Here is a 17,986-nt window from a genome sequence, read left to right as displayed (position 1 = left end):
CACGCCACGGCAGCGCTCACCCGGGGTTCGCCAACCGGGCGGTAGGGGCCCGGCGAATCTAGAAGCGGCAGAACCTGATCTCGGAGGCCAGGATCGCCTTCGCGCCGATCGCTCCGAGTTCGTCCATGATCGCGTTGACGTCCCGGCGTGGCACCATGGCGCGCACCGCCACCCAGGCCGGGTCGGCCAGCGGCGCCACGGTGGGCGACTGCAGCCCGGGGGTGATCGCCATCGCGTCGTCGAGGACGTCACGGGGGCAGTCGTAGTCGAGCATCAGGTACTGCTGGCCGAACACCACACCCTGCACCCGGGCCACCAGCTTGTCCCGCGCGGCGGCATTGGACGGGTCGGCGTCGATGCGCTCGATCAGCACCGCCTCGGAGTCGCACAGCGATTCGCCGAAGGCCACCAGCCCGTGCAGGCCCAGGGTGCGGCCGGAGCCCACCACATCGGCGATCGCGTCGGCCACACCGAGCTGCACCGAGATCTCCACCGCACCGTCGAGCCGGATCACCGTGGCGTCGATCCCGCGGGCCGCCAGGTCTTTTCGCACCAGATTGGGAAACGAGGTGGCGATCCGCTTACCGGCCAGATCTGCGACGGTCCACTTCCGGCCGGCCGGCGCGGCGTAGCGGAACGTGGAGGAACCGAAGCCGAGCGCCAACCGCTCACGCACCGGCGCCCCCGACTCGGCGGTGAGATCCCGTCCGGTGATGCCCAGATCCAGGTCCCCCGAACCGACGTAGATTGCGATGTCCTTCGGCCGCAGGAAGAAGAACTCGACCTCGTTGACCGGGTCCACGACGGTCAGATCCTTGGTGTCGCTGCGGCGGCGGTATCCGGCCTCGGCGAGGATCTCGGCCGCCGGTTCACTGAGGGTGCCCTTGTTGGGCATGGCGATACGCAGCATCACAACTTCCGATAGACGTCGTCGAGGGTGATGCCGCGCGCGATCATCAGCACCTGCGTCCAGTACAGCAGTTGGCTGATCTCCTCGGCGAGCGCGTCGTCGGACTCGTGCTCGGCCGCCAGCCAGACCTCACCGGCCTCCTCGAGGACCTTCTTACCGATCCCATGCACGCCGGCGTCGAGCGCAGCCACCGTGCCGCTGCCGGCCGGCCGGGTCCGCGCTTTGTCGCTGAGCTCGGCGAACAAGGCATCGAAGGTCTTCACGATGATGGATTGTCCCATGTCGGGCGCCAAGAGCTGCGCTCACCCGGGTGCGGAGGCGCGATCGTGACCCGGCACGTCGGGCTGCATGTCCTCCAACGTCCTGCCCTTCGTCTCGGCCACCCACCGCCACACGAACAGCAGTGACAGCACCGCGCACAGGGCGTAGAAGCCGTACGCCGGCCCGAGGTGCTCCCGCAGGCCGGGGAAGGTCACGGTGATCACCCAGTTCGCCGTCCACTGCCCGGCCGCGGCCAGGCCCAGCGCGGCGGCGCGGATGCGGTTCGGGAACATCTCGCCCAGCAGCACCCACACCACCGGTCCCCACGACATCCCGAAGGAGACCACGAACAGATTCGCCGCCACCAGAGCGACCGGGCCGGCGACGTCACCGAGTTGCGGTTGGCCGTCGATCACCGGTGCGGTGCCGAAGATCACCGCCATGACGCCCAGCGTGCCGGCCATTCCGGTGGAGCCGATCAGCAACAACGGTTTTCGGCCGATCTTGTCGATCAGGGCGATCGCGATCAGCGTGGTGACGATGTTGGTGACCGAGGTGATCACGGTGATCAGGAACGACTGGCTCTCGTCGAACCCGACCGCCTCCCACAGCACGTTGGAGTAGTAGAAGATCACGTTGATGCCGACGAACTGCTGGAAGATCGACAGCCCGAGCCCGACCCACACGATGCCGTACATCCCGCCGGTCGGTTTGCGCAGATCCGACCAGGACGGCGGTTTCTCGGCACGCAGTGACCGCTCGATCCGGTTGATGGTGATCTCCAGGTTCTTCGCCCCCAGCAACCGGCTGAGCACCCGACGCGCCTCCGGCACCCGGTGGGTGGCCACCAGATAGCGCGGCGATTCGGGGATGGTGAATGTCAGGGCGCCGTAGAGGACGGCCGGAACGGCCATCATCAGGAACATCCAGCGCCAGGCCTCCATGTTCAGCCACAGTTCCTCGCGCGAACCGCCGGCGAGTGCGGCGAGGATCCCGTCGATCAGCAGCGACAGGAAGATCCCGGAGACGATCGCCAACTGCTGCAGCGAGCCGAGCCGCCCGCGGATGTGCGGCGGCGCCGTCTCGGCGATGTAGGCCGGGGCGATCACCGAGGCCACACCGACGCCGATGCCGCCGACGATGCGGAACACGACCACCATCCAGACGTCGACGGCCCAGCCGGTGCCGAACGCGCTGACGAAGAACAGCGTCGCGGCGATCTTCATCACCGCGAGCCGGCCGATCCGGTCGGCGACGCGGCCGGCGGTCACCGCACCCACGGCCGCGCCGAGCAGCGCCGAGGCGACGGCGAATCCCAGCACCGCGTCACCGATGCCGAACTGATCCTGGATGGCGGCGACGGCGCCGTTGATCACCGCGCTGTCGTAGCCGAACAGCAGCCCGCCCAGCGCCGCCACCGATGCGATGCGCACCGCACTGCGGCCGGAGCTGAACTCCTCATCGGCCGAGCCGGCGCCTACCTGCTCGACGGGACCCTGACCGGCCATGTGACGACCTTCCGCGACAGCGCGTGACGAGGGTCACATTCAATCACAGCGGCCGGTGTCCGGCGGGCACTCCGGGACCCGGCGCGGCGCTCAGATCGGCGTGGATCTCCCGCATCAACGGCACGTCCACGTGGGTCAGCGACGGGATCTGCCGACGGCGTGGACTGTGCTGCACCTCGAGCGCGTTGGGCACCACCAGCACCGGGCAACCGGCGCCCTCGGCCGCGGCGGCGCCGGTGGGCGAATCCTCCACGGCCAGACACGCCTCCGGCGCGACCCCGAGCAGATCGGCGGCGCGGTGGTAGATGTCCGGCGCCGGTTTGCCGTTGGGCACCTCGTCGCCGCAGACGGTCACCGCGAAGTAGTGCCGCCCGATGCTGTGCAGCGCCTGCTCGGTCAGCGTGCGGCGGGTGTTGGTGACCAGCGCCATCGGGACCGCGGCCGCGGCCAGCTCGTCGAGCAGTTCGCGGGCCCCGGCACACCACGGCAGGCCCGAGGCGAACAGTTCCCCGGTGTAGTCGTGCAACCAATCCGCCGTGCGCGCCATCGCCTCCGGATCCGGGTCCAGCCCGAGGTCGTCGTAGACGATGCGCATGACGGTGTCGGCGGCGCCGCCCACGGTGGCGGCGCGCACCTCCGGCCGCAGCTCGCGGCCGAGCCGCCGGTAGAGCTCCCGCAGTGAGAGATCCCACAGTCTTTCGGAGTCGACGAGGGTGCCGTCCATATCCCACAGCACCGCTCGCATGGCGCGATTCTGTCATGGGTCGCCCGTAGGGTCGAAATCATGACCATTCTGGTGACCGGGGCCACCGGGAACATCGGCCGCCGTGTCGTGGATCACCTGATCGCGCTGGGCGCCACCGATATTCGCGCGTTGACCACCGATCCCGCCAAGGCGAAGCTGCCGGAGTCGGTGACCGCGGTCACCGGATATCTGGGACGGCCCGAGACGCTGCCGGCGGCGCTGCACGGGGTGCGGCGGATGTATCTGGCCCCGCTGCCCGCCACCCTGCCGACCACCCTGGAGCTGGCCGAACAGGCCGGGGTCGAATATGTGGTGGCGCTGTCGGGCGGGGCGCACTGGCAGCAGCACGCCGACACCATCGCCGCCGCCCCGCTCACCAGCACCCAGCTCGGGCCCGGTGAGTTCCTGGAGAACTTCACCCTCTGGGCCGAGCAGATCAAGACCACCCGCACGGTGCGCGAACCGTACCCCGACGTCGTCGAAGCCCCCATCTCGATGGATGACATCGCCCGGGTCGCGGCGCATCTGCTGGCCGAGCCGGACCCGTCACATCACGGCCGGATGTATGAGCTGACCGGGCCGCAGGCACTCACCCGCGCCCGGATCGCCGAGCAGATCGGCGTCGGTATCGGCGTGGATGTCACGTTCCGGCGATGCGATCGGGCCGAGGCCGAACGCGCGCTGGAACCGGTGATGGGCGCCCGGGCACGCTGGTACCTCGACCTGCTGGCCGACGGTGCACCCCAGCGGGCGAATCGGCTCGTCGAGGAACTCACCGGTACGCCGGCGGAATCGGTGGCGCAGTGGGCCACCCGGCACGCCGAGTTGTTCCGCTGAGCGTGCTCCGGGCCGCTCAGACGTTGAAGTACTTGGCCTCGGGGTGGTGCAGCACGAACGCGTCGGTGGACTGTTCGGGATGCAGCTGTAGTTCCTCCGACAACACCACGCCGATCCGCTCCGGCTCGAGCAGTTCCATCATCTTCTTGCGGTCCTCGAGATCCGGGCACGCCCCGTAGCCGAAGGAGAAGCGGGCGCCGCGGTAGCCGAGCTTGAAGTACTCCTCGACGGATTCGGGATCCTCGGCCGCCATCGCACGGTCGCCGAACCGCAGTTCCTCCCGGATACGCCGGTGCCAGTACTCGGCGAACGCCTCGGTGAGCTGCACGCCGATGCCGTGTACCTCGAGGTAGTCGCGGTAGGCGTTCGACGCGAACAGCTCGTTGGCGAAGTCGGCGATCGGCTGGCCCATGGTCACCAGCTGGAAGGGCAACACGTCGACCTGCCCGGTCTTCGCGGCCAGCTCCCGGGACCGGATGAAGTCGGCGATGCACAGGAAGCGGCCCCGCTGCTGGCGCGGGAAGGTGAACCGGAACCGTTCGTCCGCATCGGGTTCCGGTTCGGTGAGCACGATCACGTCGTCACCCTGCGACACCGCCGGGAAGTAGCCGTACACCACCGCGGCGTGCGCGAGGATGCCCTCGGTGGCCAACCGGTCCAGCCAGTAGCGCAGCCGCGGCCGTCCCTCGGTCTCCACCAGTTCCTCATAGGACGGTCCGTCGCCGCCACGCGCTCCGCGCAACCCCCACTGCCCCAGGAACAACGCGCGTTCGTCGAGGGTGCCGGCGTAATCGGCCACCGCGACCCCCTTGACGATGCGGGTGCCCCAGAACGGGGGCACCGGAACCTCGACATCGGCGGCGACATCGGAACGGGCCGGCACCTCGACCGGCTCCTCCTTAGCTTTGCGTTCGGCCGCAATGCGTTTCGAACGGGCCCGGCGCGCCTTGCGCTCGGCCTCCTTCTCGCGGGCCGCGATCGCCTCCGGACTGTCCGGATCCGGGCCGCCGCCGCGCTTCTCGCTCATGATGCGGTCCATCAGCCGCAGACCCTCGAACGCATCGCGGGCGTAGTACACCTCGCCCTCGTAGATCTCGGACAGATCGTCCTCGACGTAGCCGCGGGTCAGGGCCGCTCCCCCGAGCAGCACCGGGAACCGTTCGGCCACACCGCGGGCGTTCATCTCCTCGAGGTTCTCCTTCATCACCACGGTGGACTTCACCAGGAGCCCGGACATGCCGACCACATCGGCGTTCTTGTCCTCGGCCACCTCGAGGATGGTGCTGATCGGCTGCTTGATGCCGAGGTTGACGACCTCGTAGCCGTTGTTGGTCAGGATGATGTCGACGAGGTTCTTGCCGATGTCGTGGACGTCGCCCTTGACGGTGGCGAGCACGATGCGCCCCTTGCCGGAGTCGTCCTCGGACTTCTCCATGTGCGGTTCGAGATGCGCCACAGCGGCTTTCATCACCTCTGCGGACTGCAACACGAACGGCAGTTGCATCTGCCCGGCGCCGAACAACTCACCGACGACCTTCATGCCGGCCAGGAGGTGTTCGTTGATGATCTCCAGCGGCGGTTTGATCGTCATCGCCTCGTCGAGATCCGCTTCCAGGCCGTTGCGCTCACCGTCGACGATGCGCTGCGCGAGCCGTTCCAGCACCGGCAGTTTCGCCAGCTCGGCGGCGCGGCTCTCCTTCGAGTCGGCGGTCGACACGCCCTCGAACATCGTCATCAGTTCCTGCAGCGGGTCGTATCCCTCGCGGCGGCGGTCGTAGATGAGGTCGAGAGCGACTTCACGCTGCTTCTCGTCGATCCGGTTCATCGGCAGGATCTTTGATGCGTGCACGATCGCCGAATCCAGCCCGGCTTCCCGGCATTCGTGCAGGAACACCGAGTTGAGCACCTGCCGGGCCGCCGGATTCAGGCCGAACGAGATGTTCGACAGGCCCAGCGTGGTCTGCACGTCGGGATGACGCTTCTTCAGTTCCCGGATCGCCTCGATGGTTTCGATGCCGTCCCGGCGCGACTCCTCCTGCCCGGTGCAGATGGTGAAGGTCAGGCAGTCGACGAGGATCGACGACTTCTCCACACCCCAGTTGGTGGTGATGTCCTCGATGAGCCGTTCGGCGATCGCCACCTTGTGCTCGGCGGTGCGGGCCTGCCCCTCCTCGTCGATGGTCAGCGCCACCACCGCGGCGCCGTGTTCGGCGACCAGCTCCATGGTCTTGTGGAACCGCGACTCCGGGCCCGCGCCGTCCTCGTAGTTCACCGAGTTGACCGCGCACCGGCCACCGAGGTGCTCCAAACCGGCTCGCAGCACGTCGGTTTCGGTGGAGTCCAGCATGATGGGCAGCGTCGACGCGGTGGCCAGCCGGCTGGCCAGCGCCTTCATGTCGGCGACCCCGTCGCGGCCCACATAGTCGACGCACAGGTCCAGCAGATGCGCACCGTCGCGGGTCTGCTCCTTGGCGATGTCGAGGCAGCGCTGATAGTCCTCGGCGATCATCGCCTCGCGGAAAGCCTTGGAGCCGTTGGCGTTCGTCCGCTCACCGATCATCAGCACCGATGCGTCCTGGGCGAACGGGGTGCTGGTGTACAGCGACGACAACCCGGGTTCGTAGCTGATCTGCCGTCCGGCGCGCTGCACCCCGGACACCGCGTCGACCACCTGGCGGATGTGTTCCGGTGTGGTGCCGCAGCACCCGCCGACCAGCGACAACCCGAACTCGCTGACGAATCCGGCCAGCGCCTCGGCGAGTTCGTCCGGCCGCAGCGGGTACACCGCGCCGTCGGGCCCGAGCACCGGGAGACCGGCGTTGGGCATCACCGACACCGGCAGCCTGGAGTGGCGGGACAGATACCGCAGGTGCTCGCTCATCTCGGCCGGACCGGTCGCGCAGTTCAGCCCGATGACGTCCACCCCGAGCGGTTCGATCGCCGTCAGCGCCGCGCCGATCTCACTGCCCAGCAGCATCGTGCCGGTGGTCTCCACGGTGACATGGGTGATGATCGGGATGTGCCGGCCGGCCCGGGCCATCGCCCGCCGCGCGCCCAGCACCGCCGCCTTCAGCTGGAGCAGATCCTGACAGGTCTCGATCAGAATCGCGTCCGCACCGCCGTCCAGCATCCCCAGCGCCGCCTCGATGTAGGCGTCGCGGATCACCCCGAACTCGGTGTGCCCGAGAGTGGGCAGCTTGGTTCCCGGACCCATCGCCGCCAGCACGTACCGGCGGTGATCCGGTGTGCTCATCTCATCGGCCACCCGGCGGGCGATCGCGGTGCCCTGCTCCGACAGCGACCTGATCTTGTCGGCGATGTCGTAGTCGCCGAGGTTGGACAGGTTGCAGCCGAAGGTGTTGGTCTCGACGGCATCCGCCCCGGCCGCCAGATAATTGCGGTGGATCTCGGCGATGACGTCCGGGCGGGTCTCGTTGAGAATCTCGTTACAGCCCTCGAGGCCGTTGAAGTCGTCGAGCGTCAGGTCCGCGGCCTGAAGCTGGGTGCCCATCGCGCCGTCACCCACCATGACCCGTCGGGACAGTGTTTCGAGCAGGTCAGTGTCGTAGACAGCCGTGTCAACAGGGGTCACACCGACAGCGTAGTCGTCATGTGCAACCTGTTTCATTCACCGACCCGGCATCGACCCGGCGGGGCTGGTTGGTCGACCGCCGTCGCGCACCCCCGCACAGGCCTTAGGCTGGCGGTGTGACCTCGTCCAATTACGGGTCCAGTTCCGGATCCGATTCCCGCTCGAAAGGCCTGCCCGAACTGCACGACGCGATCGTGGTGGCGGCGTTCGAGGGTTGGAATGACGCCGGCGACGCCGCCAGCGATGCGTTGGAGCACCTCGACGCGATCTGGGGGGCGCGGCCGATCATGGAGATCGACGACGAGTCCTACTACGACTACCAGGTCAACCGGCCGGTGATCCGCCAAGTCGACGGGGTGACGCGGGAACTGGTGTGGCCCGCGATGCACATCTCGCACTGCCGTCCACCCGGCAGTGACCGCGACATCGTGCTCATGCACGGCGTCGAACCCAATCTGCGCTGGCGCACGTTCTGCGCCGAACTGCTCGACATCGCCACGAAACTCAACGTCACGACGGTGGTGATCCTCGGCGCGCTGCTGGCCGACACCCCGCACACCCGTCCGGTGCCGGTGTCCGGGGCGGCCTACTCCGGCGACTCGGCGAAGTACTTCGGCCTCGAGGAGTCCCGCTACGAGGGCCCGACCGGCATCGCCGGGGTGCTGCAGGACGCGTGCGTGCAGGCCGGCATTCCGGCGGTGACGTTCTGGGCGGCGGTTCCGCACTACGTGTCGCAGCCGCCGAACCCGAAGGCGACCGTGGCCCTGCTGCGCCGGGTGGAGGACGTCCTCGACGTCGAGGTGCCGCTGGACGACCTGCCCGTCCAGGCCGAGGAGTGGGAGCAGGCGATCACCGAGTTGACGTCGGAGGACGACGAACTGGCCGAATACGTCGCGGCCCTCGAGGAGCGCGGCGACGCCGAACTCGACATGAGCGAGGCCCTGAAGATCGACGGCGACGCGCTGGCCGCGGAGTTCGAGCGATACCTGCGCCGACGCGGCCCCGGCTATCGGGGCGGCTGACCGACCCCGCCGCTCATCACCGACGGTTGCGTAACGCTGTGGCGGAAATTCGGCGCTCAGATCGCCATGGCGTTACGCAACCAGCCGTCGGCGCTAACCGTCCGCACTGTCCGGATCGTCTGTTCTGACGGCGGCCACCCGCGCGCTGACCGACCGGCCCAGCTCGGCCACCTCGGCGTCCATCTGCGGCACCAGCCTGGGCGCGGTCCTGAGGATCGGGGCCTGCCCGAGCCGGGTGGACAGCACGGGTTTGAGCCACCGCACCAGGCCCACCCACTGCGGGCAGTAGATCCGGCTGCTGCGCCGCTCGATGCCCTTGACGAACGCGTCGGCGCACTTGTCGACCGAGGTGGTCCTGCCCAGCGGTCCGGGCAGCGATGTGAGCATCTCCCGGAAACTGGGCAGATCATCCTTGGTGTCGCGCACCATCGCGGTGTCGATCCACGACATGTGCGCCGAGCCGACGTCGACGCCCTGGTGGGCGACCTCCATCCGCAGGGCGTTGGCGAAGTGTTCGACGCCGGCCTTGGCCGCGTCGTACGGCGCCATCCCGGGGGCGGCGGCGAACGCGGCCAGCGAGGACACGATCAGCACGTAGCCGCGGCGGTCGATGAGCGCGGGCAGGGTGGCCCGCACCGTGTGGAACACGCCCGTCACGTTGACGTCGATGAGCAGTTTGAACGCGGCCGGGTCGACCGCCAGCACCGAGCCGTAGGTGGCGACGCCCGCGTTGGCCACGGTGACGTCGATTCCGCCGAACCGCTCCACCGCGGCGTCCGCGGCGGCCTGCATGGCGGTCAGGTCACGTACGTCGGCGACCCGGGTGAGCACCCGGTCCGCACCCAATTCGCTGAGCATACCGCGCAGCGCCACCTCGTCGACGTCGGTGAGGACCACCTTGGCGCCCCGGGCGTGCAGGCGGCGCGCCACCTCGGCGCCGATCCCGGCGGCACCGCCGGTGATGAAGACGACTTTGCCGGTCACTGGGGTCATGTGCGGGAAAACTACTCGAGCGGTCCCCGCAAATCCACCCCGAGCAGCGCATCCACCGCCGCGGCGACGGCGCCCGGGGCGTCCGGGTCGTCGCCGCCGTACTCCAGCGCGTCGGTGCACCAACCATCAAGTGCGGCAAGCGCCTTGGGGGTGTCCAGATCGTCGGCGAGGTACCGCCGCAACCGCGCCACCACATCGGTCGCGTCGGGTCCGGCCGGCAGCGCGGTGGCGCTGCGCCACCGGTGCAGCCGTTCGGTGGCCTCGGCCAGCAGCTGATCACTCCAGAACCGGTCCGCGCGGTAGTGCCCGGCCAGCAGGCCCAGCCGGATCGCCGCCGGATCGTGCCCGGCGGCGCGCAACTCCGACACCAGCACCAGGTTGCCGCGGCTCTTGGACATCTTCTCGCCGTCCCAGCCGATCATCCCGGCGTGCACGTAGTGCCGGGCGAACCGGCGCTCACCGGTCACACATTCGGCGTGAGCGGCCGAGAACTCGTGGTGCGGGAAGATCAGATCGCTGCCGCCGCCCTGGATGTCCAGGCCGGTGCCGATCCGGCTCAGCGCGATCGCGGCACACTCCACATGCCAGCCCGGCCGGCCGGGCCCGAACGGTGACGGCCAGCTCGGCTCGCCCGGCCGGGCCGCCCGCCACAGCAACGCGTCGAGCGGGTCGAGCTTGCCGGGACGGTCCGGGTCACCGCCCCGCTCGGCGAACAGCCGGGCCATGGTCTCGCGGTCGTAGCCGGACTCGTAGCCGAACTGTTCGGTGGCGTCGGCCCGGAAGTACACATCGGGATAGTCGGCGCCGGGCACGTCGCAGTCGACCACGTAGGCCGCGCCCGCGGCGAGCATCTTCTCGATCAGCTCGATGACCTCGTCGATGGCCTCGGTCGCCGCCACGTAGTCGCGCGGCGGCAGCACCCGCAGCGCGGCCATGTCCTCTGTGAACAGCCGGGTCTCCCGCGCGGCCAGGTCACGCCAGTCCACCCCGTCCCGCTCGGCCCGCTCCAGCAGCGGATCATCGATGTCGGTGATGTTCTGCACGTAGTGCACGTCGAACCCGGAGTCCAGCCACACCCGGTAGATCAGATCGAACGCCAGATAGGTGGCGGCGTGACCGAGATGGGTGGCGTCGTACGGGGTGATTCCGCACACGTACATGGTCGCGGTGCGCCCCGGGGTCACCGGACGGATCTGCCGATCGGCGCTGTCGTAGAGCCGTAACGGTGGAGGCTGCCCCGGAAGCGTCGGCACCTCGGGCGCCGGCCAAGACTGCATGACTCCGACTCTAGGGTGTGCGCTCAGGACGGCCTCCCGCTGGTGTGTGGTGACGCGGACTCTCCCAGGGTGCAGACAATACGGCGGCCGGAAAGATTCCCGGAACCGTCAGAACGCGCTGTGGATGGCCTCGAGCAGCACCGGCGCCAGCTCCGGTCGGCACATCAGCAGATCGGGCAGATACGGGTCGGGCCGGTTGTAGATCAACGGCGACCCGTCGATGCGCGACGCGTGCAGCCCGGCCGCCTGCACCACCCCGGCCGGCGCCGCCGAATCCCACTCCCACTGCCCGCCGGCGTGCAGATAGGCGTCGACGTCGCCGCGCACGACGGCCATCGCCTTGGCACCGGCCGAACCGATCCGCACCAGCCGGATGTCGAGCCGGTCGCGGATCCACCACAGCACCGCCGGCGGGCGGCTGGCGCTCGCCGTGATCAGGATCGGCCGGTCCGGCCTCGGCCCCGGCGGGGTGACGGTGTCGCTGCGATACACCTCGCCGCGGGCCGGCAGCGCGACGGCGGCGTCGGTGATCCGGCCGTGCGGCGCCGCGGGGTCGTCGCCGCGCTGCCACAACGCGATGTGCACGGCCCAGTCCTCCCGGCCGGGCATCGAGTACTCCCGCGTGCCGTCCACCGGGTCGACGATCCACACCCGGTCGGCGCGCACCCGCGACATGTCGTCGACCGCCTCCTCCGACAGCACCGCGTCGTCGGGGCGGGCCGCCCGCAGCCGGTCCAGGATCAGCACGTTGGCGCGCTTGTCACCCAGGTCGCCGAGATCGTAGGGGTCCCAGTGGCCGACCTCTTCGCGCAGCTCCAGCAGCATCTCACCGGCTTCGGCCGCCACCTGTGCGGCCAGCTCGGCGTCGGTGAGGCTCATCAGAACGCCGGCCAGGGGATGGGACGCCGGCGGTCCGGCGTGGGCATGACCGGATTGTCCAGCAACGCGTGGACCCGGGACCGCAGCGCGGCCACCTCGCGTTCGGTGATGTGGGCGCGCAGTTCCTCGGCCAGCGCGCCGTCGAGTTGACGGCGCAACCGCTCCACGGCGCTCAGCATGGCGTCGTCGACCGGTTTGCCGGCCCACCCCCACAGCACGGTGCGCAGCTTGTCCTCGGAATGCAGGGTGACCCCGTGGTCCACGCCGTACACGCCGCCGTCGACCCCGGCCAGGATGTGGCCGCCCTTGCGGTCGGCGTTGTTGATCAGCACGTCGAAGACCGCCATGCGGTGCAACCGCTCGTCGTCGGCGTGTGCCAGCACCACCTCGTTGCCGGCGTAGTCGTAGGCCTGCAGCACCGCCAGATAGCCGGGCGTCACCTGCCCGGCCGGCAGCAGGTCGACCAGATCGGGCCCGGACCCGGGCTGCTCCGCGCTCTCGGAACCGGCCGGGTCGTCGGTGTCGCCCGGTTGGTCGATCCAGCGCTGCACCATCCCGGCGCCGGCCGGCCCGTCCCGGATGATGGTGTACGGCACGATGTTCCAGCCCAGCGCGACCGACACCAGGTAGGCGCCGCGTTCCCGGCCCGCGAGGGTGCCGTCCGGGAAGTCCCACAGCGGGGCCTCGCCGGCGACCGGTTTGTACACACAGTGCACCCGCTGCTCGTCCAGCTGCGCCTCGCACAGGAAGGTGGCGTTGCTGGCCGAGCGGATCCGGCCGATGACGGTCAGCTCGCCGTGCTGCAGCACCTCGTGCGTGCGCGCGCCGTCAGAAGTCGGGCTCATCATCTGCGTCGGCGAACGCGCCGCGTCGGTAGCCGTTGGTGCGCACGCAGATGTGACCCTCGGGGTCCAGCGGCTCGTCGCACAGGGGGCAGGGCGGCCGTCCGGCCGCGATGACCCGCTGGGAGCGGGCGGCGAACTGGCGTGCCGATTCCGGTGTCAGGAACACCCGCACCGCGTCGGGGCCCTCCTCGGCGTCGTCGAGCACCACCGAGGCGTCGAAGTCGTTGTCGGACACCGCCAGCAACTCCACCACCACGGTCTGGGCCTCCGCGTCCCAGCCCAGCCCCATGGTGCCGACCCGGAACTCGGCGTCGACCGGGGTGATGAGCGGGCTGAGATCCTCCACGACGTCGGTGTCGGGTGGGATCGGGGTGCCGAACCGGCGGTGAATCTCCTCCAGCAGCGCGGAGATCCGGTCGGCCAGCACCGCGACCTGTTGCTTCTCCAGCACCACCGAGATCACCCGCTTGTCCGACACCGCCTGCAGGTAGAACGTCCGGTTTCCGGGCTCGCCGACCGTCCCGGCCACGAAACGGTCGGGTTTGCGGAACACGTGGATTGCGCGGGCCATGGCACCTCCCAAAATACCGTCGCTGTTACTCGGTGGACCCGCCCACCACGGCGTCCTCGGCCGGGATGTCGCCCTGGGGCTGATCGGGTTGCGCCGGCTTCGGGAGCAGGCCGGCCGTCAACTGCGCACCGGTGTGATTGACGTGCATCACGAAGGGCCGCACCGCGGTGTAACGGATCACGCTCATCGACGCCGGATCTGCGCCGATGCGCTGGAAGCTGTCCAGGTGGGTGCCCAGGGCGTCGGCCAGCACCGCCTTGATCACATCGCCGTGGCTGCAGGCCAGCCACAGCACGTCGGCGCCGTGTTCCTCGGCGAGCCGGCGGTCGTGTTCACGGACCGCCGCGACCGCCCGGGCCTGCACCTGGGCCAGCCCCTCCCCGTCCGGGAACACCGCGGCGCTGGGCTGCTGCTGCACCACCGCCCACAGCGGTTCCTTGACGAGTTCGCTGAGTTTGCGGCCGGTCCAGGCGCCGTAGTCCACCTCGATCAGCCGGTCGTCGACAACGGGTTCCAGCCCGAGTGCGGCCGCCAGCGGCTCCACGGTGCGCCGGCACCGCAGCAGTGGTGACCGGACGATCGCGCGGATCGGCAGCTCGCCGATCCGGTCGACCAGCGCGGCCGCCTGTTCGCGGCCCTTCTCGTCGAGGTCCACGCCCGCCGTGCGCCCGGCCAGGGTGTGCGAGGTGTTGGCGGTCGAGCGCCCGTGCCGCAACAGGATCACGGTCATGTGGCGGTCACCACCCCGGCGCCCAGCAGGACCAGCACCACCGCGCCGAGCAGCATCCGGTAGCCGACGAACCAATACATGCTGTGCCGCACCAGGAACCGCAGGAACCACGCCACCGCGGCGAAGCCCACCACGAACGCGATCACCGTGGCCACCAGCAGCTGCGCGCCGGTGGCGCTCATCCCGGCGCCGGACGGGTTGAACGCGTCGGGCAGCGAGAACAACCCGGAGGCGAACACCGCCGGAATGGCCAGCAGGAACCCGAACCGCGCGGCCAGCGCACGGTTCTGGCCGAGGAACAGCCCCGCGCTGATCGTCGCGCCGGAGCGCGACACCCCGGGGATCAGCGCCAGGCATTGGGCGAATCCGACGATGACGGCGTCCTTCCAGGTCAGTTCTTCTCGTTGCCGATTCTGGCGGCCCAGATACTCGGCCGCCGCGATCACGACGGAGAACACGATCAGCGCCGTCGCGACCAGCCACAGATTGCGCGCACCGGTGCGGATGTCGTCGGTGAACACCAGCCCGAACACCCCGATGGGGATGCTGCCGATGATCACGAACCAACCCATCCGGTAGTCGGCGTCGCGCCGGGCGGCGTCGAACAGACCGCCGAACCAGGCCTTGACGATCCGGCCGATGTCCCGCGCGAAATACAGCAACACCGCCGCCTCGGTGCCGATCTGGGTGACTGCGGTGAACGATGCTCCCGCGTCGCCGTCGAAGAACACCTTCGACGTGATGGCCAGATGCCCCGACGAGGAGATCGGCAGGAATTCGGTCAGACCCTGCACCACCGACAGCACGATCACCTGCAACCACGACATGGCCGGCGCGTCTGTCACGACGACGACCGTACCGTGGCGCCCGCGGGCGGCAGATTCAGTACACGCTCTAGAGAGCGGTGCGCGCCACCGGCCGGGCGCCGGCCACCGCGTCGCGCACCGCGGCCGCCACGCTGCGTTCGTCGGTGACGTCGATGTCGGTGAGCCTGCGGTGGGCGGTCGCGACGATGTCCTCGGCCTGCGGCACCGGCCCGGACCACCGCGGCCGGTACACCTCGACGACCAGCTGCTGACGCTCGGTGTAGAAGCAGAAGCTGCGCCCGTCACCGACCCGGCCGTACCCGCTGGCGTGCACGCCCACCGAGAGGTCTTCGATGACGAACTCCGAGTCGCCGGCGGTGGCGTTCCCCGCCGTGCTGTTCGCGATGCGGGCCATGGTTCGCACTGTACCTCCGATACGGCCGTTCACCGTGGACAATCGCCCCCGTTTCAGGGCGGCGACGGTTGCCTAGACTTCGGTGGACGCTGCCCTTCTCCGTTCATCCGACGTCTACCGAACCGGGAGCTACCCGTTGCGACCCCGCTCAAACCCGTCCGCCCGGCTGATCCGGCTGGGCGCCGCCCTCGCCGCGGTTCCGCTGCTGCTCAGCTGCTCGGGAGGAAATCCCGTCGACCGGGGCCCGGCGACCGTCGCACCGGCCACCCCGGCGGCCTCTCCCCCGGTCACCGGCGACCCCGCCGGCACGGTGCGCGCCCTGGACCTCTCCGCACGGGCGGCGCTGTTCGATCCGGGCACCGACACCCTGGTGGTGCTGGGCACGGTCCCGGCGGTGGCGCTGCTGCCCTCGACCCCCGGCGTCGCGCCGCGCACCGTCGCGCTCCCCGCGGAGGCCACCGCGATATGCGGGGATGGCGCCGGAACGGTCTATCTGGCCACCCGCGGCGGATATCTGCGGATGAACCTGTCCGGGCCCGCGGAGCAGGTCGCGGCCGAGAAAGTGGAGGTCGACGGGCATCAGGACACCGAGTTCACCGCGATCGCCCGGCACGACGACGGCCGGCTGGTGCTCGGCAGCGCCGACGGCGGCGTCTACACCCTGGATTCCGACACCACCGTCGGCGGGGAGGTGACGTCGTTCGTGCGGGTGGACGCACTGGTGACCCAGGGCGGCGACACGGTGGTGCTGGACCGGGCGCAGAGCCTGGTCACCACCGTCGACAACAGCGGCCGCAACCCCCGCCACGCGCTGCGCGCCGGTGACGGCGCCACCACACTCGCCACCGATCCGGCGGGCCGGGTGCTGGTGGCCGACACCCGCGGCGGCGAACTGCTGGTGTTCAGCGTCGACCCGCTGCTCATGCGGCAGCGGTACCCGGTGCCGGACTCGCCGTACGGCCTGGCCGGGTCGCGGTCGCTGACCTGGGTGTCGCAGACCGCCACCAACACCGTGATCGGCTACGACCTTTCGACCGGCATACCGGTCGAAAGGATCCGGTACCGGACCGTCCAGCAGCCCAACGCGCTGGCCTTCGACGACGCATCTGGCACGCTGTATGTGGTGTCCGGCTCAGGAGCGGGGGTGCAGATCATTTCCGATGCAGTGGTGAGCGGATGACGACACGCGGGCAAGACACGGGCGGGCAGCCGCTGCCCCGCGGCCGGATGCCGGCCGGGTGGGACAAGGATCTGTCCGACGAGTACGAGTGGGTGCCGCTGCGGCTGCCCCCGGACGTGACCCGGCTCAGCGCATCGGTGCGACTGTCCATCGAGGCGGAGTACCGCGGCTGGGAGTTGACCCGGGTGCGGTTGTACAACGACGGCAGCCGGCGTGTCCTGTTGCGGCGCCGCAAGACCCCCGCGGACCGGCTGGGCATCCCGAGCCGCCCGGCGCTGTGATGTACCGCGGCCTGCGGCGCGTGCTGTTCCTGTTCCCGCCGGAACGCATTCACCTCTGGGTGTTCGCCCTGCTGCGGATGGTCACCGCGGTGCCCGGGCTGCGGGCCGCGCTGACCCGGTGGCTGGCGCCGCGCGACCCGATCCTGGCCAGCACCGTGTTCGGGGTACGGTTCCCGGGCCCGGTGGGGCTGGCCGCCGGTTTCGACAAGGACGGACTCGGCCTGTCCACCTGGGGTGCGCTGGGGTTCGGGTTCGCCGAGATCGGCACCGTCACAGCGCATCCGCAGCCGGGGAACCCGCCGCCGAGGATGTTCCGGCTGCCGGACGACCGGGCGCTGCTGAACCGGATGGGCTTCAACAACCGTGGCGCCAATGAGCTGGCGATGCGGCTGGCCCGGCACCGCTCCCCGGTGCCGATCGGGGTCAACATCGGCAAGACGAAAGCCACCCCGCCCGAGGACGCCGTCGCCGACTACGCCGAGAGCGCGGGACTGCTGGGGCCGCTGGCCGATTTCCTGGTGGTCAACGTCAGCTCCCCGAACACGCCCGGGCTGCGGGATCTGCAGGCCGTCGAATCGCTGCGGCCGATCCTGTCCGCGGTACAGGCGGCCACCTCCACCCCGGTGCTGGTGAAGATCGCCCCCGATCTGTCCGACGCCGACATCGACGACATCGCCGATCTGGCCGTGGATGTGGGCCTGGCCGGCATCGTGGCGACGAACACCACGGTGTCCCGCGAGGGTCTGCGGACCCCGGGCGTGGACGAGCTCGGGCCGGGCGGGATCTCCGGGGCCCCGGTGGCGGCCCGCTCGGCGGAGGTGTTGCGCCGGCTGTACCGCCGCGTCGGCGACCGGCTGGTGTTGATCAGTGTGGGCGGTATCGAAACCGCCGACGATGCCTGGGAGCGGATCGTGTCCGGTGCATCCCTGGTGCAGGGCTACACCGGTTTCGTCTACGGCGGCGGGTTGTGGGCCAAACGCCTCCACGACGGCATCGCCCGCAAACTGCGCGAGGGTGGATTCTCGTCGCTGTCCGAGGCCGTCGGCTCCGCGGTGAACGACGGCTGACCCCGCCGCAGACGCGAAACCCCCCGACTCCGGCGGAATCAGGGGGTGTTCGCGTCTGCTCGCGAAA

Annotated in this window: 18 protein-coding genes; 5 read left to right on the top strand and 13 right to left on the bottom strand. The window is 69.9% G+C overall.

What is annotated here, in order from left to right:
• Positions 1–58: 58 nt before the first annotated feature.
• From hisG to CKW28_RS09535, 4 genes are read right to left on the bottom strand one after another with little or no spacing between them, the layout of a single operon-like run.
• Positions 59–910 (bottom strand): ATP phosphoribosyltransferase, encoded by an 852-nt coding sequence (hisG, locus tag CKW28_RS09550; protein WP_003927709.1) that lies wholly within the window; start codon positions 908–910, stop codon positions 59–61.
• Positions 910–1,191 (bottom strand): phosphoribosyl-ATP diphosphatase, encoded by a 282-nt coding sequence (locus CKW28_RS09545; protein ID WP_003927708.1) that lies wholly within the window; start codon positions 1,189–1,191, stop codon positions 910–912. Before CKW28_RS09545 ends, hisG begins: the two co-directional genes overlap by 1 nt.
• Positions 1,192–1,212: 21 nt before the next feature.
• Positions 1,213–2,679, bottom strand: coding sequence for a sugar porter family MFS transporter (locus tag CKW28_RS09540; RefSeq protein WP_003927707.1), 1,467 nt, complete (start codon positions 2,677–2,679; stop codon positions 1,213–1,215).
• A gap of 43 nt (positions 2,680–2,722) precedes the next feature.
• Positions 2,723–3,424 (bottom strand): HAD family hydrolase, encoded by a 702-nt coding sequence (locus CKW28_RS09535; protein WP_040548414.1) that lies wholly within the window; start codon positions 3,422–3,424, stop codon positions 2,723–2,725.
• Between the two features lie 39 nt (positions 3,425–3,463).
• On the opposite strand from CKW28_RS09535, the gene CKW28_RS09530 reads away from it, so the two are divergent.
• Positions 3,464–4,261: an SDR family oxidoreductase gene (locus CKW28_RS09530; RefSeq protein ID WP_003927705.1), complete on the top strand. Its 798-nt coding sequence runs from the start codon at positions 3,464–3,466 to the stop codon at positions 4,259–4,261.
• Between the two features lie 16 nt (positions 4,262–4,277).
• On the opposite strand, the gene metH is transcribed toward CKW28_RS09530, so the two are convergent.
• Positions 4,278–7,889 (bottom strand): methionine synthase, encoded by a 3,612-nt coding sequence (gene metH / locus CKW28_RS09525; RefSeq protein WP_040548411.1) that lies wholly within the window; start codon positions 7,887–7,889, stop codon positions 4,278–4,280.
• Between the two features lie 80 nt (positions 7,890–7,969).
• On the opposite strand from metH, the gene CKW28_RS09520 reads away from it, so the two are divergent.
• Entirely contained in the window at positions 7,970–8,875 is a 906-nt protein-coding gene (locus CKW28_RS09520; RefSeq protein ID WP_003927703.1) for a PAC2 family protein, read from the top strand.
• Between the two features lie 93 nt (positions 8,876–8,968).
• Here CKW28_RS09520 and CKW28_RS09515 read toward each other — a convergent pair whose 3' ends face one another.
• The 8 genes from CKW28_RS09515 to CKW28_RS09480 all read right to left on the bottom strand — a co-directional run bounded on the left by CKW28_RS09515 (position 8,969) and on the right by CKW28_RS09480 (position 15,391).
• Positions 8,969–9,868 carry an SDR family oxidoreductase gene (locus CKW28_RS09515; RefSeq protein WP_040548408.1) on the bottom strand — a complete coding sequence of 300 codons (900 nt, stop codon included), beginning with the start codon at positions 9,866–9,868 and terminating at the stop codon, positions 8,969–8,971.
• Between the two features lie 11 nt (positions 9,869–9,879).
• On the bottom strand, positions 9,880–11,145 hold the full coding sequence (gene mshC, locus CKW28_RS09510) for a cysteine--1-D-myo-inosityl 2-amino-2-deoxy-alpha-D-glucopyranoside ligase (RefSeq protein WP_040548406.1): 1,266 nt from the start codon (positions 11,143–11,145) through the stop codon (positions 9,880–9,882).
• A 108-nt stretch (positions 11,146–11,253) separates the two neighbouring features.
• Complete coding sequence (locus CKW28_RS09505) at positions 11,254–12,024, bottom strand: 3'(2'),5'-bisphosphate nucleotidase CysQ (RefSeq protein ID WP_003927700.1); 771 nt, start codon at positions 12,022–12,024, stop codon at positions 11,254–11,256.
• Positions 12,024–12,869 carry an Rv2133c family protein gene (locus CKW28_RS09500; protein WP_081475597.1) on the bottom strand — a complete coding sequence of 282 codons (846 nt, stop codon included), beginning with the start codon at positions 12,867–12,869 and terminating at the stop codon, positions 12,024–12,026. Before CKW28_RS09500 ends, CKW28_RS09505 begins: the two co-directional genes overlap by 1 nt.
• On the bottom strand, positions 12,853–13,440 hold the full coding sequence (locus tag CKW28_RS09495) for an Rv2134c family protein (protein WP_003927698.1): 588 nt from the start codon (positions 13,438–13,440) through the stop codon (positions 12,853–12,855). Before CKW28_RS09495 ends, CKW28_RS09500 begins: the two co-directional genes overlap by 17 nt.
• Before the next feature lie 25 nt (positions 13,441–13,465).
• Positions 13,466–14,170, bottom strand: coding sequence for a histidine phosphatase family protein (locus CKW28_RS09490; RefSeq protein ID WP_003927697.1), 705 nt, complete (start codon positions 14,168–14,170; stop codon positions 13,466–13,468).
• Positions 14,167–14,997, bottom strand: coding sequence for an undecaprenyl-diphosphate phosphatase (locus tag CKW28_RS09485; protein ID WP_003927696.1), 831 nt, complete (start codon positions 14,995–14,997; stop codon positions 14,167–14,169). The genes CKW28_RS09490 and CKW28_RS09485 overlap by 4 nt, the downstream gene beginning before the upstream one ends.
• A 67-nt stretch (positions 14,998–15,064) precedes the next feature.
• The gene (locus CKW28_RS09480; RefSeq protein ID WP_050812097.1) at positions 15,065–15,391 is read right to left on the bottom strand and encodes a hypothetical protein; all 327 of its coding nucleotides are present in this window, start codon (positions 15,389–15,391) and stop codon (positions 15,065–15,067) included.
• A 136-nt stretch (positions 15,392–15,527) separates the two neighbouring features.
• Here CKW28_RS09480 and CKW28_RS09475 point away from each other — a divergent pair, with 136 nt between their 5' ends.
• From CKW28_RS09475 to CKW28_RS09465, 3 genes are read left to right on the top strand one after another with little or no spacing between them, the layout of a single operon-like run.
• On the top strand, positions 15,528–16,571 hold the full coding sequence (locus tag CKW28_RS09475; RefSeq protein ID WP_040548402.1) for a YncE family protein: 1,044 nt from the start codon (positions 15,528–15,530) through the stop codon (positions 16,569–16,571).
• Positions 16,568–16,852, top strand: coding sequence for a DUF5703 family protein (locus CKW28_RS09470; protein WP_003927693.1), 285 nt, complete (start codon positions 16,568–16,570; stop codon positions 16,850–16,852). The genes CKW28_RS09475 and CKW28_RS09470 overlap by 4 nt, the downstream gene beginning before the upstream one ends.
• A complete protein-coding gene (locus CKW28_RS09465; RefSeq protein ID WP_003927692.1) occupies positions 16,852–17,919 on the top strand; it encodes a quinone-dependent dihydroorotate dehydrogenase in 1,068 nt (355 codons plus the stop codon). The genes CKW28_RS09470 and CKW28_RS09465 overlap by 1 nt, the downstream gene beginning before the upstream one ends.
• Positions 17,920–17,986 lie beyond the last annotated feature (67 nt).

It is taken from the genome of Mycolicibacterium thermoresistibile, assembly GCF_900187065.1.
GTDB lineage: Bacteria > Actinomycetota > Actinomycetes > Mycobacteriales > Mycobacteriaceae > Mycobacterium > Mycobacterium thermoresistibile.
The sequence above is the reverse complement of the archived record's forward strand: the minus strand, read 5'-3'. Positions and strand labels throughout refer to the sequence as shown.

Coding starts and splice junctions, on each gene's coding strand:
- metH (WP_040548411.1), bottom strand. CDS start 7,889: ATGAAACAGGTTGCACATGACGACTACGCTGTCGGTGTGACCCCTGTT.
- CKW28_RS09485 (WP_003927696.1), bottom strand. CDS start 14,997: ATGTCGTGGTTGCAGGTGATCGTGCTGTCGGTGGTGCAGGGTCTGACC.
- CKW28_RS09470 (WP_003927693.1), top strand. CDS start 16,568: ATGACGACACGCGGGCAAGACACGGGCGGGCAGCCGCTGCCCCGCGGC.
- CKW28_RS09530 (WP_003927705.1), top strand. CDS start 3,464: ATGACCATTCTGGTGACCGGGGCCACCGGGAACATCGGCCGCCGTGTC.
- CKW28_RS09515 (WP_040548408.1), bottom strand. CDS start 9,868: ATGACCCCAGTGACCGGCAAAGTCGTCTTCATCACCGGCGGTGCCGCC.
- CKW28_RS09465 (WP_003927692.1), top strand. CDS start 16,852: ATGTACCGCGGCCTGCGGCGCGTGCTGTTCCTGTTCCCGCCGGAACGC.
- mshC (WP_040548406.1), bottom strand. CDS start 11,145: ATGCAGTCTTGGCCGGCGCCCGAGGTGCCGACGCTTCCGGGGCAGCCT.
- CKW28_RS09495 (WP_003927698.1), bottom strand. CDS start 13,440: ATGGCCCGCGCAATCCACGTGTTCCGCAAACCCGACCGTTTCGTGGCC.
- CKW28_RS09505 (WP_003927700.1), bottom strand. CDS start 12,024: ATGAGCCTCACCGACGCCGAGCTGGCCGCACAGGTGGCGGCCGAAGCC.
- CKW28_RS09540 (WP_003927707.1), bottom strand. CDS start 2,679: ATGGCCGGTCAGGGTCCCGTCGAGCAGGTAGGCGCCGGCTCGGCCGAT.
- CKW28_RS09480 (WP_050812097.1), bottom strand. CDS start 15,391: ATGGCCCGCATCGCGAACAGCACGGCGGGGAACGCCACCGCCGGCGAC.
- CKW28_RS09500 (WP_081475597.1), bottom strand. CDS start 12,869: ATGAGCCCGACTTCTGACGGCGCGCGCACGCACGAGGTGCTGCAGCAC.
- CKW28_RS09490 (WP_003927697.1), bottom strand. CDS start 14,170: ATGACCGTGATCCTGTTGCGGCACGGGCGCTCGACCGCCAACACCTCG.
- CKW28_RS09545 (WP_003927708.1), bottom strand. CDS start 1,191: ATGGGACAATCCATCATCGTGAAGACCTTCGATGCCTTGTTCGCCGAG.
- hisG (WP_003927709.1), bottom strand. CDS start 910: ATGCTGCGTATCGCCATGCCCAACAAGGGCACCCTCAGTGAACCGGCG.
- CKW28_RS09535 (WP_040548414.1), bottom strand. CDS start 3,424: ATGCGAGCGGTGCTGTGGGATATGGACGGCACCCTCGTCGACTCCGAA.